This window comes from Pseudoalteromonas sp. CnMc7-15 (genome assembly GCF_022347925.1).
GTDB lineage: Bacteria > Pseudomonadota > Gammaproteobacteria > Enterobacterales > Alteromonadaceae > Pseudoalteromonas > Pseudoalteromonas ruthenica.
This window is the reverse complement of record NZ_JAKRFT010000001.1, coordinates 125,236-140,556: the sequence shown is the minus strand read 5'-3', so window position 1 is coordinate 140,556 and position 15,321 is coordinate 125,236. Positions and strand designations below refer to the sequence as shown.

The following is a 15,321-nucleotide window of genomic DNA, read 5'->3' as shown; positions in this document are numbered from 1 at the left end:
GTCAAGGTGAAAACGATGATATCTATCGTTATGTTTGCCTCCTGCTCCCAGTAAATAATAACGGGCGCAAAAATCAAACAAATACTAGAGGCAAGATAACTACAACCTATTAACTTCAGCTTGCTCCCAGTGAAGATTTTGCGTTCATAGCCTATACCGTATAAAGCAATGACCGCAAAAAATGTCGCTACTGTAGATGCAATATTAACAGCCATAGAAAAGTAAGACTGCTCCATTCCTTGGTAAGCTGAAAACGGTATTGCGGTAGCCAATGAATTTCCAATTATGAGTAACCAAAAAAATAGCTTCGCTAAAAATTTGAACCTCATAGAGTCCTCCTCTAGCTTAATCTAAGCCATTAAGGGCGCCACGCACACTGCGATACAGGGCTCCCATGGTCGAGTCAAAGACCCACTTAATCATGTTATAAGTTAGCTCAAACGCTTTGCCCACAACCTTGCCCGCGAAAACCAGCATATGCCCTAATAAACCCAAGGTTTGCTCGGCAAAACGCGCAGATGCCTTCGCTACCTGTTCTAAGGTACGCGCGACCATATCGTAAAACGTCAACGAGCTGCTGATCGCTGCTTGCGTTACCACTGCCGTGTAATAGCCGGAGTCTTTCAACAAGGTGATCAATGCTGAGCTTATTTTATCCGCCCAATGGCTTGAGAATGAAGCCTGAGCTCTGTCTTCAAAACGAAGACGCACAGGCTGGCTCAAGAAATTATCTGAGCGCTGCTTTAAGGTGGACCAGTCACTGGCGCTAGCGGTATTTAAGTAACCCGGAGTGCCATCGAGCTTATGGGCCGACACGTTAAGGCCTTGGCCATCGTCGAGGCGGAATTCACTGCCATTAAACGGCGCGTGAATAAAAGGCCAAAGCGGCACTTTAGGAACCGGATCGGCACCATGAGTAGAGCGGTATATATTCTCTAGCTTCGTAGTGGTTGAGCGGGCAAAATCGGTCTTACCTACACGCGGTGCGCCAAAGGTATATAGTTTAGTTGGCAAAGAATACTCGGTATTCACCCAATCAGCGGTCAATTGTGCCAACGCCCCGCCTAAGCTGTGGCCAACACAATGCACAACACCTGTGTTGCCGGCTTTGCGGTTACTATCAACAAACTGAGCAAACGCCTGCTTCATGGAGTTGAAGGTTTTATTAAATCCGGCGTGTACCATTTTATTACTGCTGCTGGCGCTAAGACCACAGTTTAAGTCTGTCAGTCCATCACGTAATGAGGCAGTACCACGAATCGCAATAACGCTATCGCCGGCAAACTCGTTGATGCCTTTACCAACAAAAGCAAAGCCCGTGCTTAAGCCGAACAGATGAGAGAAAAAACCACCTGAGACACCGTCAACAACACTGTCACCGGTGACAAACTCAAACGAGTTACGTAGATTAGGGCCAACGATAGAGCGCACATCTAGCACCTTACTTGCACCTTTAGCACGGTACGCCATGGCGGCGAGTTCAGAGGCCTGACGCGGGGAAAGAGTGTTCATAATTACTTAATTCCTTGTATGAGTATTTTTTTGCGTCGCTAAACCGCAGCGATCAGTCTAAGTTGCAAACACCATAAATAGTTTGATATCTGCCCGGTACATCTTTAAATTCAAAGTCGTATATTTTTTCTTCACGCCCTATATCACAGTGCAAATCTTTAAGTTTGGCGGCAACAATGTCATTTCCTTCAACTTGACCAATCAACGTGCCCCAGAGCGTGTATTTCTTATCGTCAACAATGACATAAATTGCTTGCGCGATGCCTTCGTTATCGAACATATTGCCCGGCTTTGACGATTCAATATTCTTTTCTTCAAAGTGAAAACGGCCCTTCTCGTCAGTGGTCACACTGTCACTGTAAACGTCGCCATAACTAATATCGCGGTGAATGGTCATGTGCGCCAGCGCGTCGCCGTTGTGTTGCACTTGGCCATACACTTCGGGTGATAACTGTACGGTGTGTTTTTTAAAAATTCCGAACATAGCGAATACCTTTATAGAAAGTACTAACAGTGATATACCAACGAGTACAGTGACCGAGAGCTTAAGCTGTCGGTACCACGACCCAGATTCAACATTGGAATTGTCTATCAAAGCGAAGCTCCACATAGTGAAGCGCAACGAGGAAGGGGGACATACCTACACAGTATGGCGATTCTTCCCTGAGCGCGATTCATTCCTTGGCTAAATGCAAACTACGCAGATAACCTGTTTGAGTATGTTCACATATTGTAAACAACACTGTGAGCAAAACTCAATCACTATTTGGCATAAAAAAAGGCGCTCTTATAGCGCCTTTTAATACTTTTTCATACTAATGACTTATTTGCTGTAAGCCCTTGGCATCTCACTATCCGTGGTATAACGCTCACGTAATTTATCATGGCGCGACTGAGTTGAGACCTCAGTACCGTTTATCCACACTTTTTCAATGCGAGTACTGAACTCGAACGGATCAGCACTCCAAAGTACCAAATCAGCGGGTTTACCCGGCGCAATTTGCCCTACATCTAAATTAAATGCCGAGGCAACATTACTGGTGATCGCTGCCAGTGCCCCTTGCGCTGTCATGCCATATGACACGGCATTGCCCGCATCAAAGCGCAATTGATACAAATTGTGAGCGCTATCTCCAGCAATGGTCAGGATCACGGTGACGCCTGCTTGCTCCAATTTAGCAGCGTTCTCTAAATGAGCGTGCATCGAGTCAAAACTACCTGGCAGGTTATCCATGGCACTGATCACCACAGGTGTATCACTGTCAGCAAGCTGCTCGGTAATTAATACGGCATCTTGCGCCCCGGCAAAAACCATGTCGACATCAAAGCGTGCTTTTACTTTGAGCAGCTCTAACATATCCGATGCCCGCGACACATCGATCACTAGCGGGATCTCTTTGGCAAAGACTGCATCGAGGATTTCTACCTCTTTGCCTTTGGACTTATCGTCGTCCTCATCACGTTCACTGTGCTTTTCTAGCGTATCAATCAGTGTTTGCAACGACAGCGCACGTGAGCCTTCATGTTTAGCTCCAAGCTTTACATATAAGGCCACGCCTTGGCGGGTTACACTGTCAAATTCGCCTGATAACGACACCAATGACGCCAGGCCGGCAAAAATATCATCGCCACCGTAGGGTGCAATCACATTGCTGGTAATACCGCCTTTGCGTGCATAAGGGATTAAGCTTGAGCGCGGATTGAACGCTAAGCTTGGGTCGAAAGTCATTGTCGCTTTTTTATCACCGCCATCACGCGAGTCTGCAACGGCACTGACCTCCACAAGGCCTAAGCCGTTCAGCGAGCCAATAAAGCCCGGTGTGAGAATTTTATCCTCAGCATCAATAATGGTATCGGCGCTCACTTCACTGGGGTTCACAGCAACAATGTTACCGTTTTCTATTACCACTGTTGCGTCTTTTAATACGCCCTGCTGTGCTGCGGTATAGACCGTGGCATTGGTAATCGCCAGGCTTTCAGCGTAAGTTTGCGTGCTCATTACGAAGGCGGCGCTAATTGCTGTCAATTTAAATAAGTTCATCATACAACTCCTTAGCGTTGGCCTAACATAAAGTCACTTTGTGCTTGGTATTTTTCATCGTTACGGTCATACACTTTGGCACCGTCGATAAACACCTGCTCTGCTTTGGCATACACACTGAATGGGTTTTGATTCCAAAGTACCACATCGGCTTGCTTGCCTGCGCTTAAGGTACCCGTTTTATCTGCTACGCCCAGTGATTTTGCAGCATTTGAGGTGATCCATTTAATAGCATGCGCTTCATCAATGTCGAAGCCATTATCATTGGCGCGATACATTACTTTCGCCGCTTCTTGGTTTAGGCGCTGAATTGTGGTGTCAGAGTCTGAATGCACAATAGCGCAGGAATTTTTAACCGCATCTACGATGGCAACATTCTCTTGTACCATGTCATAGGCTTCCATTTTGAATCCCCACCAATCTGGCCACAGTGCGGCACAGTTGCCATTCTCAGCGAGTAAATCCGCGATTTTGTAAGCCTCGATACCATGGTGGAACGTGCCTGAGTGGTAGCCAAACTCTTTACCTAAATCAATCATCATCGCCATTTCTTCAGCTTTATAGCAATGATTGTGAATGAGGATGTCACCGTCCAATACCGCACTGAGCGTATCTAACGTAATATCACGCTCAGGCGCTTCTACGTTCTTACCCGCATCGTAGTCCGCTTCATACTTCTCCCAAGCACGCTTGTACTCAGTTGCGTCAATCCACGCCTTTCGGTAACCCGCCATGTTGCCCATTCGCGTTGATGGCAACACACCTTTACTGCCATAAACGCGCTTAGGGTTCTCACCACAAGCCATTTTTAAGCCATAGGGTGCCTCAGGAAACTTCATTCCCTGCATAGTGTGTGACGGTACATTTTTTAGCGTCACGCTGCGCCCACCGAATAAGTTCGCTGAGCCGGGCAAAATCTGCAAAGTGGTGATCCCGCCTTCACGGGCACGATTAAATCCAGGGTCTTGCGGCCACACTGAATGCTCTACCCACACGGCTGCGGTGTTAGGGCTGGTCATTTCATTACCATCTTGGTGTGATTCTACCGCTGGACTTGGATAAGCACCCAGGTGGGAGTGGACATCAATGATACCAGGTGTCACCCATTTGCCTTCTGCGTTGATGGTGACATCGGCTTGCACGTCCAGGTCTTTGCCTACCTGCTTAATTTGCCCATCAACCATGTACACATCACCGGCATCGATGCGCTGACCATCACCCGTTAATACTGTCGCATTGGTGATCAACGTCGATTGACGTGGCATAGGCTGATAAGTACTTGGATAGGGGTTCTTTTCGATAGATATTTTTTCGCCTTGCGGACCGTCTTGCTGGCAACCGGCTACTGCCAACGCCACTGCAACAGCGCTTAGGCTTGCTGTGTATTTACGCATTGTTTTCATCACTCCGTTTTTTGCGTAACTTTAACCAATCATTGCGCAAAATGCGAAAATTTAAGGTTAATGAACAGTAAACTGAGATAAAAAAGAGAGGGTTATGGGTACATACCTAGCAAAAATGATTAAATAAAAAACAACAGTGCCAACACCTTGAAGTGGGTTATCCTGACACCCGCAGTTACATCTGCCGTGACACAATCCCAGCGACTGATGGGGATGAGCCGTCAAACTCGAAAAAGCGTCACCCTTTTCAACAAAAAAAGCAAAAAAAAGTGTGTCCAAATAGGGTCGCCAATACCTTGAAAAATGGTGCGCTTTGCGCCCTTCGACACACTTGACACAGATGCTTACATTCGGAGACACCTTATTCATGCTATGAACAATTATGTGGCGCATACTTACATTGCACCCGACGAATGTACTAAGGAGAATACAATGAAACGCACCGCATTATTAACCAGCGCTTTGGCCCTTGGCCTACTTTCAACTACAGCCTCTGCAGATAGCTCAAAATTTGTAGCTGCCGATAACAGCGCTGGTACCGAGTTGTGTATGGCAATTACTAAAAACAGCCCTCTGAAACTGCGCCGCTCCATGAAAGAACATTACGTTAATACCTACACCATGGAAAACAAATTAGCGTGTAATGATTTAACTGTTCGCCAATTTGCCAGCCTCTATGGCTTCGATCGCAGCCTCAAAGTACTCAATATAGAGCGCCTAACTGAAACCTCTATTCGCGATTTAGCAGCCAAAAACGACACCGATTCTTTTATGGTGTACGGCTCAAAGTAATATCACCTTTGATTCCATCCCTGGAAGTAAAGCCCGCCAATGCGGGCTTTTTTTACAGCCAATAAGCAAGCGCACCGAACGCACCGCCAAAGACCCCTCCCCATACCACTAACCAGCCTAAGTGAGCGCGGATCATCGTTTGAATAATCTCTTTGACCATGGCTGGGGTTAACTCATCTAAGCGCTGGCTTACCAGTTGCTTAACCTGCGCCTGCAAATCGCTACCACCGCCTAGTTGCGCAATAATCTGCTCGCGTGTTTGTTCATCTTGTAGCATTTCTGCGATGGCCTCACGCATTTTATCAGCAAACGGCTCACGCATCGGCTCGAGCGCTGCTCGACCACCAAACATACCGAGCATGGACCCAAACTGTGACTGCTCTATCACCTGTACCAACTTATCAAAAGCCAGCGACATATCCAGATGGTTAATTAATGCGTCCATTTGCGGCGCTGGCATCTGCGCTGAGGCCTTTTTAAGGTTCTCAGGAGATAGAAACTGCTCTTCAATGAGCTCATGTATCCCTTGTTTAAACGCATTAAATTTAATCTGCACCACACCTGAGCCGTACAATAACGGCACTTTTTCGAACAGCATATGCACGGCAAGCCAATTGGTTAGTGCGCCTGATAACGCAAATAACCCCATGCTCAACAACAGTGGCTGCTCTAGGTGCCACCCGACTAATGTAACAATGAGGGCAATCAATGACGTTACACTGCTTTTATTCACGCGTTCACTCCTTCTAAAATCGCTGCACACTATTTTAACGTGGGATTAGACTTTGCGGAAAATTTTTGCATCAATCAACAACTTTGCCATACTCATATCACCGCACTCTAAATTTGCTAACTTGCCATGTGGAACGCCGTCGCCCAAGTAATTAGTGATACCTTAGCTACTCCTTTCGAAATCACGCAAAAACAGCAATTAAGTAATTCCTCGGCCGATATGCTATTTCGTATCAGCGATGGGCAACATACATTTTTTGTTAAAGTTGCCCCGCTCAGTGCGCTGGAGCGTCTTGAGTGCGAAGCGCAAAGCTTGTCGCTATTAACACAAGAGTCGTTGTTTTTGGTGCCGGACTGCTTAGCCACAGACACCACACTGGAGTTTGCTTTTAATATTATAGAGTGGCTCGATTTTAGTGACCCTACCCCTCCCAACTGGGCAAAAATGGGTGAATATCTGGCGATGATGCATCAAAAGCACGAACAGGCCATGTTTGGCAATGAACAAGACAATTTCATTGGCGTTACTGCGCAACCCAATCGATGGCACAAAAAATGGGATGTATTCTTTAGTGAAGAACGTATCGGCTGGCAAATGCAGTTACTGGCGGAAAAGGGGTTTCACTTTTGTGATATCGATACGTTAGTGGATTGTGTTAAAGCGCGCTTGCACAGCCACAACGTGCAACCGTCATTATTACATGGGGATCTCTGGCGCGGTAATGTCGGCTTTGTTAACTCCGTCCCATGTCTATACGACCCAGCCTGTTATTACGGTGATAGAGAAGCGGATATTGCCATGACACGGTTATTTGGCCCTTTCCCAGACGCCTTTTATACCGCGTATAACGCACACTACCCGCTGGCGCACGATCATCGCTCCCGCGAGGGAATATACAACCTCTATCACCTGCTCAATCATGCCAATATCTTTGCCGGTCATTATTTGACGCAGGCGCGTGACAGTATCGAAACCATAATTCATCAACAAAACAATGGCGATTAATAGCACAATTGCGCCTTTTCACTGCGTCAAATTAGTCGGAATTCGTAGCAAAAACGCACTATACTCAAAGTATGTCATCAGACTGTCATACGAGGCGGCTATGAAAGACTACAGCCTACAGCGCATTCGCTGTCCCCATTGCGGCAATCATATTTTTGTTGATGTCGATACATCTTCAGGGGATCAAGACTACTACGAGGATTGCTCAGCGTGCTGTAACCCTATTCACCTTAATATGCACATCGACTACGCCTTAAACAAAGTACAGTTAAGGGTCGACGCAGACGATGAGCAAATTTTTTAACCTGCGCATTGTTAGGGTTTGTGTTGTTGTAGGTAACGCTGCACCGTATTGACTATGGTGTAGGTCTGCTGGTCTACCTCAATATTGAAGACACTGCCAGTGACTGCCTCGCCAATATTGGTAATGCTTAGGGTTTCAGGAATAAGATGCAGCCAAAAGCCCTGTTCACTGAGCTCGCCCACGGTAAGGCTTGCGCCATTAACGCACACAAACCCTTTATATAAGACATAGTCGCGCCACTTCTCATCCAAGGATAAATGCAAGCGGCAGTTATCTTCACTGTCTATACGCTCAAGTACTTCACTGGTGGTGTGAATGTGCCCAGAGACAATATGCCCGCCTAACTCAGTGCCAAAGGTGACTGACCGCTCAAAATTAACTGCGTGGCCTGGTCGCAACTGGCCTAAGTTGGTGAGAGCCAAAGTTTCATCAATTACATCGAAATGCACTTGGCCGACAACATCACCGGCGGGGCTTTCTACTTTAACAACGGTAAGACAACAACCATTGATGGCAATGCTGGCCCCTAAGTCTAGGTGTTGTAAGTAATTTTTATTCACAGAAAGTACTAACCGCAGAACCGCGTCTTCGAGCTTTGCAGCAACGACATGAGCTTGGCACTGCACTATTCCGGTAAACATCGCTATTCCTTTTTTTCATATCACACACAGGATACACTTACCTTTTATCTTATCTGATGTTTTCTCTCTTATGAAGTTTTGTACTTGGGAGGCTGGGCGTTTGTTGCGTTTGGCCGCACCGGTGTTTTTTGCACAAGTTACGTTGGTATTAATGTCGGTCGTCGACACCATTATGGCTGGCCAAGTAAGTGCCGTTGACCTAGCCGCTCTTTCAATTGCGACCGGATTGTGGAACCCCATGGTACTGGCACTGTTAGGCGTCTTATTGGCACTCACTTCGTTAGTTGCTCATAGCTTTGGGGCAAATGACGAGCCGGCAATTCGTAACCATTTTCAGCAAGGCTGTTACTTAGCCGTGCTGCTCTGTTTAGCCGGCGTCGCGATTGCGCAATTGGCGCCCGTGCTCATTGCACAACTCGATACTCAAGCCAGCGTAAAAGTACTGGCTCAAGATTATATCGACTATATCCAATGGGGCCTGCCTGGGTTCTTTGTTTACTCGCTGTTTCGCAACGTGGCTGAGGGGAAGGCCTACACCGCGCCTGCATTTTATATTTCAATTATCGGTTTGCTGGTGAATATTCCCGCCAATTATATATTTATACACGGCCACTTCGGCGCACCTGCGCTCGGAGGTGCTGGCTGTGGTGTCGCAACGGCCCTCGTCTTTGCGGCCATGGGCAGTGCTCAGTTTATTTATAGTTTAATAAGTAAACGCATCGATGGACCGGGTTTGTTTCGTCATTTTGCCAAGCCTGACGGCAGAGCTATTTGGGCGATGTTTAAACTCGGCGTGCCGCTGTCATTAGCGACCTTTTTCGAGGTGACGTTATTTGCTTGTATTCCTTTATTTATTGCCTCGCTGGGGGCTATCGCCGTCGCCGGTCACCAGGTCGCCGCTTCGGTCACTACCTTGTTGTTTATGCTGCCAATGAGCCTATCGATGGCAGTGGCCATTCGCTTTGGCAACCTATACGGACAGCAGGACTTTGTTGCACTTAAACGCTGCATGAGTACAAGTTTTGTGTTGTCCATCGCCATCGCGGCATTGGTTGCCTTAGTCACTTATCTGCTGCGTTTTGATATCAGCGCCATATACAGTGATAACCCCGAGGTAATAGCACTTGCCGCAAGCATTATGGTGCTCGCTTGTTTTTATCAACTACCGGATGCACTGCAAGTGGTTAGCAGCGGTATGCTCAGAGGGATCAAGCATACCAGCCCAATTTCATACATTACCTTCATCTCTTACTGGCTGATCGGCTTTGCTCTAGGCTACGTACTAGGTCGTACTGATTACATCGTGCCAGCGATGGGACCGCAAGGGTTCTGGTTAGGGATCATTGTCGGCTTATCTTGCGCTGCGGTACTGCTTATTTGGACTCTCAGGAGGCGACTTGCTCAGGCTCCTTTTAATTTTTAGTTTGGTTGTGCTCGCTGGCTGCGCCGAGGGGCCCGAGCAGATCCACGAAGAATATCGTGCGCGGCTCGCTAAATTTTTACCTATTAATGAAGCACATACCCTAGCCGTTGAACGCTGGCCCGAGTTTAGCGCAGAGCCTCTGGACAGCGGCGTGCGCATGGGCATTTTGGAGCTTGGTCAACTGGGCCATTGTCAGCTTGCCACTGACATTGCCGGGCGTAACAATCAACTAGGTAAAGTTGCTACGGCCAGTGAACGCTTTAAGTATCACCTGCGTTTTTTACAACAAGTGGACGCCTGCCTAAATCACCCCGATAGCGAGACATTAAGTCCATCGCTTATCGCTGCTCTTGAGCAGGAAAAACAATTTAAAACACGCACTCTGAGTCAAGCTTTTAATAACTTGCTGGCCCAAGAAAAAGAGCTTAAATACCTCTTTACCTTTTCGCGCAACGCGCTCGATTTTGACGAACAAGCGGGTCGCGTAAATAGCCAAAGTGCGCTGACCCAACTTGCCAATATTGCCGATAACCTTGCCCAGCACAATGTTGAAGATATTGATACCGCGCAACTGACGCAAGCGCTTGAGCAGCTAAACCGCAGTGATTATATAGCCAAGTTACTGCGCGCAACGCGCGAGCAAATTGCCCTAAACAATGCCCTGAACGCCGAGCTTGAGCGCATCAAGTTACCTGGGGATATTTGCGCTGCCCATAAAAACAACCGTAATAGCATGATAGTGCATAATATCTTTAACAAGTTCTACATTGGCCAACTGCAAGGCTTTCAAAGCCACCTCGCCGGCAGGTTACAGCAATTACAGCCCATTTTTACCCGCATACTGCAATTTCAGCCAGACGATAGCCATATCAAGGCACAGTTGCTAGGCACTCATGGCGAGCCGAGCTTGCTTGCAGAGCTTAAAACATCGAGCCGCCGCCATGTAACCTGGTGGCAAGCGTTTTACAAACACTGCGATTTAACACCAGGTGAGTAAAATAACAGCAAACAAACAATAATTCCTTGAAAGTTGCTTGATTAGCTTCGTTTCTCGCTATATATTACACCGCGTTGTCAACGCCGTAACGTTTTGCCTTGATAACAAAAATCGTACGACCGTAGCTCAGTTGGTTAGAGCACTACCTTGACATGGTAGGGGTCGGTGGTTCGAATCCACTCGGTCGTACCAATTCTCAAAAAAGACATCTCGTATTCTGTACGACCGTAGCTCAGTTGGTTAGAGCACTACCTTGACATGGTAGGGGTCGGTGGTTCGAATCCACTCGGTCGTACCAATTTATTTTCCAGCCTTTGTTAATAAATTCAGAAAAATTTATTTCTGATCTTGTACATTCCAATGCCTATACAGAGTAACTCGAATAGAGCTTATTCCTTTAGGTGAATTTGCCAATAGCCAACGTCCAGCCATTGCTCAAATTTGTACCCCACTTTTTCAAAATGCGCGACCTTGTGCATGCCTAACGCCTGATGCAAAGCAATACTCGGGGGGTTAGGTAACGTAATGCCACCGATAGCGATATGCACACCCTGCGCGGTGAGTGTCTCGAGTAATGCGCTATAGAGCTGGCGCCCTATTCCTTGGCCCTGATGTTGATGCGCCACATACACGCTCGTCTCGACAGCAAAACGATAGGCGCTGCGCTCTTTCCATTTACTCGCATAGGCGTACCCTTTGAGTTCACCGTCTTGTACATATACCAGCCAGGGTAAGTTCACCGCTTTAATGCTTGCGATCCGCTGACTCATAAGCTGGGTATCGACAAGCGACTCTTCAAAAGTAAAGGTGGTGTGGCGAATATAATAGTTATATAGCTCGGCGATGGCCTTAGCATCTTCAGGCGTGGCGTGTCGTAACAAAAGTACCTCGAAAGAAGTAAAGGAGCCCGAAGGCTCCCATAAAAGTAGGCTTACAGCTTAAACTGATTCACTGTGGCATTTAAAGAGCTCGCTAAGGCGTTTAAGTCTCTCGCCTCATTCGCTAAGGTGTCGGCATGGTGTGCGGTATTATTAACCAGGTCGTTAATAGCACTCAAACTGGTGTTGATATCCTCAGCAACAATACTTTGCTCTTCAGTGCTGGTGGCTATTTGGTGACTCTGATCAAGCACATGCGCCACCGACTCCCCTATTTGCTCTAATGACTGCAACACGGCTTGGGTTTGTGTGACCGAGCCCTGAGCCCGCTCTTGGCCCTGCGCCATCATATTTGAGGCCTTATCAGCAATGCTTTGCAGTTTATCAATCATAGTGCGAATATCGTCGGTCGACTCTTGTGTGCGACTCGCAAGCGATCGCACCTCATCGGCAACCACGGCGAAACCGCGCCCTTGCTCGCCAGCTCGTGCGGCTTCAATTGCAGCATTCAGTGCCAGTAAGTTCGTCTGCTCGGCAATGCCGTTAATCACATCGATCACCGCGCCAATATTATTGGTTTCTTGCGCCAAGCCAGTAACCACTTGTGCGGCCTCGCCAATGTGTTCGGCTAGCTCATGCATCACCTGCTGCGACTGATTTGATTGCGAACGTCCTTGCTCACTAACCTGTTGCACCGATGCAGCGGCATCATTAGTTTGATTGGCGTTACGAGAAATTTCATTGACCGTGGTGGCCATCTCGGTCACCGCCGCGCTGACACTGTCGACTTGTTGCTTCTCTTTTTGGATTTCACTGTTGGTTTGTCCAGAGACTTGTTGCAACTGGCTAGCGGCGGCACTTAACTGCTCTGCCTGCGCAGCAGTGTTCAGCATCATCGCCCGCAGCTTATCGATAAAGGTGTTCATGTGATGGGCAAGCTGGCCCACCTCATCTTTACTCGAGATATCAATACGCCGCGTTAAGTCGCCCTCACCGGAGGCAATATCACGCATAATATGGGTTAAGGTGGTGATAGGCTTGGCAACTAAATGAGTCACCCAGAAAATCATCGCTACAATAATGGCAAGAATCACCACCACGGCGATGGACGCCGACATCACCGCATCATTAACGGGCTCTTCAATTAAGCTCACTGGAATAAGCACTCCTAAGTGCCAATCGATCACCGGCTTATCGAGCTTTAGGCTATTGAATAAAGCATAAAATTCTTGGCCTTTAAGGGTGACTTTAACAATGCCACTGTCGTTGTTGGCTATCGCGCTATTAAGCGTATCAAACCCTTGAGTTTGCTTGAATTGTTGCTCAAGAGCACTCAAATTATCTTTACCTTCACCGGTATCTGTTATCGACAATGAATGCCCGGTACGCTGCGATAAATGCACCACATTTAAATCACTGTCGAGCAAAAAGCCAAAGCCCTCACCTTGAAAGGTAATGTCTTCAACAATATCGCGGATAGCATTAATTTGTAGGTCAACCCCACCGACACCGACCAGCTCTTTGGCGTCATTGTAAACCGGCTGCTGCACTACAGCGGATGCGTCTCCCGTGTTGATGTCGACAGAGATAGCGCCAACATAAAGCTGGCCTTTATTCAGCGCATCTTGCCACCAGGGTCGCTTATACGCATAGTAAGGGCGACCATCGCCATACGCTGAGGTACGCTCATTTTCTTTGAAGTATTCACCGGTGTGAGCCGAGGCAAAAAACGCAGACAAAATATTACTGTCGCGGCCGCTAATACGGATAAAATTATCGTTCAGTAGTGGATAATCAGGTAAAGAGGATAACGCCACACCGCGCTCACGGTAGTTATCGAAAAAGTCGACCATATGCGGGCTGGTCACATAGGTTTCAACTACTTTGCCGTATTGCGCAAAAAACGACTGCATCGACAAACGCTCAGCATCTAAGTAATTTTGTACTTCGCGCTCAACACTATTTCGAGATAAAGACGCGATATGGTTAATGAAGAACACGGCCACGGCAACCATTAAAACGCTCAAGGTGCCACCGATCAGCAATAAAATCTTCTGTCGTAAGGAGAGGTTGTTTAACATAAGAATAATTATTATTTTGTTAAGCTAAGCTTCTATAAAAACACATCCTTACGCCCTTGACTACGTTATCATGACCAAAAAGTGAATAACCGCACAATATTTGACCAACCCTAATAGTGCTACCACCGCACCGTTTAGCCCCCTGCCTTTGCCAAGGCTAGGATTGTACACCTACTGTGATAAATTAAGCTGCCACGACACACCATACCTGTCATTGAGCCAACCAAACCTATGGCTAAAGGCGTAGTTATCCAAAGGCATTAGCTCTGTGCCGCCCTCGGCTAAGGTGCGAAAGAGGCTCTCTATTTCGCTCAATGATTGGCACTCTATGTACAATGAGATGGCTGGGGTAAAACTAAATGAGTGGTTAAGGTGGCTGTCGAGGGCCATAAACTCTCTGCCATTGATATGAAACTTTGCCCTTTTCACACTCCCCTCGGGTTCATGCTCGTCGGCTGTGTAATACTGAATATCGATGATCTCAGCATCGGGGAACAACGAGGTATAGAACTTAATCGCCTCCTCGCACTTGCCCGCCTGATCGCCAACGAACATCAGTGAAGTTAAAATGGATTTCATCTCTGCCTCCGTTCTATCCGATGATACTGGGCACCTTATTTGCAAGCCTAAGCCTTGTTGCGTAACGGCCAACCCGCTGACGAACACAACAGGGCTGATTAAGCCAAGCACTTTATTTTCGTTTACTGCGCAAGTAGGTGAGAAAAACCAACCGCCCTAATTTGGGCTTTATCATTCCCTGATTAAACGGGTTAGCTAAGTGGAGCGCATCTAGGATTAGCCGTCGCACTTGGGATATGAATACTACTGCGTAGGTGCTTTTGGTTGCATTAAATTCATAATGGCAAGGTATATCCAGCCGCCAACCCAAGTAAACCCTAAAACAAAAGTAACCACGGCACTGGTTAACCGCGAACGATTTTGCTTTGCTGCTAACCTAATGGCCAAAATGGCAGGTGCAATCGCTGTTAACAGAAGAACATAAACCAATACATCACCACCGATGCTCATATAATTCCCTTATATTTATAATGATTACCCTAGCCAACAGGCCCTGTAGCGCCGGGCTAGAGATGGACAGTTCTGTTCCTATATTAAAACATTGCGCTGTAAACACCAAACTTTATCTGGACCTACAATGACTCAGAGTGCCAACCACTAATCAATGAGGTGTTATGCCAGCGTCGAAAATGTCGGGCTTATTGATATACCGAGCTCTCTTGCCCATGAATCGGGAAAGCGGTCGCTATAAGGGCCTCAGAACCATCCTGGGCGGCAGACCCCAGGTGAGGACTGTGCTGTACATGGCAATGATGTCTGCGATGCAGTGTAATCCGGTGTTTAAAACCACATATCAGCGCCTGATTGCAGCCGGGAAACCGAAATAAGTGGCCATTATTGCGTGTGTCAGAAAAATGGTGGTGATCTTAAATTCGATGCTCAGAGATGGGGTAATGTGGGAAGCGCCAAAAGCTTAAAAAGAGCTATTGACG

The 15,321-nt window shown here is 47.2% G+C and carries 15 protein-coding genes, 2 tRNA genes and 1 pseudogene; 8 read left to right on the top strand and 10 right to left on the bottom strand.

The window, feature by feature from the left end:
- Window positions 1–345: 345 nt before the first annotated feature.
- The 4 genes from MHM95_RS00665 to MHM95_RS00650 all read right to left on the bottom strand — a co-directional run bounded on the left by MHM95_RS00665 (window position 346) and on the right by MHM95_RS00650 (window position 4,947).
- Window positions 346–1,512 (bottom strand): lipase family protein, encoded by a 1,167-nt coding sequence (locus MHM95_RS00665; protein ID WP_045978711.1) that lies wholly within the window; start codon window positions 1,510–1,512, stop codon window positions 346–348.
- 52 nt (window positions 1,513–1,564) lie between these two features.
- Complete coding sequence (locus tag MHM95_RS00660; RefSeq protein WP_022943985.1) at window positions 1,565–1,996, bottom strand: DUF6795 domain-containing protein; 432 nt, start codon at window positions 1,994–1,996, stop codon at window positions 1,565–1,567.
- Between the two features lie 339 nt (window positions 1,997–2,335).
- Entirely contained in the window at window positions 2,336–3,556 is a 1,221-nt protein-coding gene (locus tag MHM95_RS00655) for an amidohydrolase family protein (protein ID WP_026110976.1), read from the bottom strand.
- A gap of 8 nt (window positions 3,557–3,564) precedes the next feature.
- Window positions 3,565–4,947 carry an amidohydrolase gene (locus MHM95_RS00650; RefSeq protein ID WP_239383927.1) on the bottom strand — a complete coding sequence of 461 codons (1,383 nt, stop codon included), beginning with the start codon at window positions 4,945–4,947 and terminating at the stop codon, window positions 3,565–3,567.
- Between the two features lie 441 nt (window positions 4,948–5,388).
- On the opposite strand from MHM95_RS00650, the gene MHM95_RS00645 reads away from it, so the two are divergent.
- Entirely contained in the window at window positions 5,389–5,748 is a 360-nt protein-coding gene (locus MHM95_RS00645) for a DUF3718 domain-containing protein (protein WP_022943988.1), read from the top strand.
- Window positions 5,749–5,800: 52 nt separating this feature from the next.
- On the opposite strand, the gene MHM95_RS00640 is transcribed toward MHM95_RS00645, so the two are convergent.
- Complete coding sequence (locus tag MHM95_RS00640; protein WP_045978707.1) at window positions 5,801–6,481, bottom strand: hypothetical protein; 681 nt, start codon at window positions 6,479–6,481, stop codon at window positions 5,801–5,803.
- A gap of 126 nt (window positions 6,482–6,607) precedes the next feature.
- Here MHM95_RS00640 and MHM95_RS00635 point away from each other — a divergent pair, with 126 nt between their 5' ends.
- Complete coding sequence (locus MHM95_RS00635; protein ID WP_239383926.1) at window positions 6,608–7,486, top strand: fructosamine kinase family protein; 879 nt, start codon at window positions 6,608–6,610, stop codon at window positions 7,484–7,486.
- A 100-nt stretch (window positions 7,487–7,586) separates the two neighbouring features.
- Window positions 7,587–7,790, top strand: coding sequence for a CPXCG motif-containing cysteine-rich protein (locus MHM95_RS00630; RefSeq protein WP_022943991.1), 204 nt, complete (start codon window positions 7,587–7,589; stop codon window positions 7,788–7,790).
- An 11-nt stretch (window positions 7,791–7,801) separates the two neighbouring features.
- On the opposite strand, the gene MHM95_RS00625 is transcribed toward MHM95_RS00630, so the two are convergent.
- Window positions 7,802–8,431, bottom strand: coding sequence for a riboflavin synthase (locus tag MHM95_RS00625; protein ID WP_022943992.1), 630 nt, complete (start codon window positions 8,429–8,431; stop codon window positions 7,802–7,804).
- A gap of 70 nt (window positions 8,432–8,501) precedes the next feature.
- On the opposite strand from MHM95_RS00625, the gene MHM95_RS00620 reads away from it, so the two are divergent.
- The 4 genes from MHM95_RS00620 (at window position 8,502) to MHM95_RS00605 (ending at window position 11,149) form a co-directional block, all read left to right on the top strand.
- Window positions 8,502–9,854 (top strand): MATE family efflux transporter, encoded by a 1,353-nt coding sequence (locus MHM95_RS00620; RefSeq protein WP_235419075.1) that lies wholly within the window; start codon window positions 8,502–8,504, stop codon window positions 9,852–9,854.
- Window positions 9,829–10,851: a DUF3080 family protein gene (locus MHM95_RS00615; protein ID WP_239383925.1), complete on the top strand. Its 1,023-nt coding sequence runs from the start codon at window positions 9,829–9,831 to the stop codon at window positions 10,849–10,851. Before MHM95_RS00620 ends, MHM95_RS00615 begins: the two co-directional genes overlap by 26 nt.
- A gap of 115 nt (window positions 10,852–10,966) precedes the next feature.
- Window positions 10,967–11,043: transfer RNA gene (locus MHM95_RS00610), tRNA-Val, on the top strand.
- Between the two features lie 29 nt (window positions 11,044–11,072).
- Window positions 11,073–11,149 (top strand) — tRNA-Val (locus tag MHM95_RS00605).
- Between the two features lie 91 nt (window positions 11,150–11,240).
- Here the strand turns inward: MHM95_RS00605 and MHM95_RS00600 are convergent.
- The 4 genes from MHM95_RS00600 to MHM95_RS00585 form a co-directional block, all read right to left on the bottom strand.
- On the bottom strand, window positions 11,241–11,732 hold the full coding sequence (locus MHM95_RS00600) for an arsinothricin resistance N-acetyltransferase ArsN1 family B (RefSeq protein WP_239383924.1): 492 nt from the start codon (window positions 11,730–11,732) through the stop codon (window positions 11,241–11,243).
- Between the two features lie 50 nt (window positions 11,733–11,782).
- A complete protein-coding gene (locus MHM95_RS00595) occupies window positions 11,783–13,810 on the bottom strand; it encodes a methyl-accepting chemotaxis protein (RefSeq protein WP_239383923.1) in 2,028 nt (675 codons plus the stop codon).
- A gap of 171 nt (window positions 13,811–13,981) precedes the next feature.
- Entirely contained in the window at window positions 13,982–14,389 is a 408-nt protein-coding gene (locus MHM95_RS00590; protein WP_239383922.1) for a VOC family protein, read from the bottom strand.
- Between the two features lie 243 nt (window positions 14,390–14,632).
- Complete coding sequence (locus MHM95_RS00585; RefSeq protein WP_239383921.1) at window positions 14,633–14,839, bottom strand: hypothetical protein; 207 nt, start codon at window positions 14,837–14,839, stop codon at window positions 14,633–14,635.
- Window positions 14,840–15,045: 206 nt separating this feature from the next.
- On the opposite strand from MHM95_RS00585, the pseudogene MHM95_RS00580 reads away from it, so the two are divergent.
- Window positions 15,046–15,306: pseudogene (locus MHM95_RS00580) on the top strand (transposase); the annotation flags it as partial.
- Window positions 15,307–15,321: the final 15 nt, after the last annotated feature.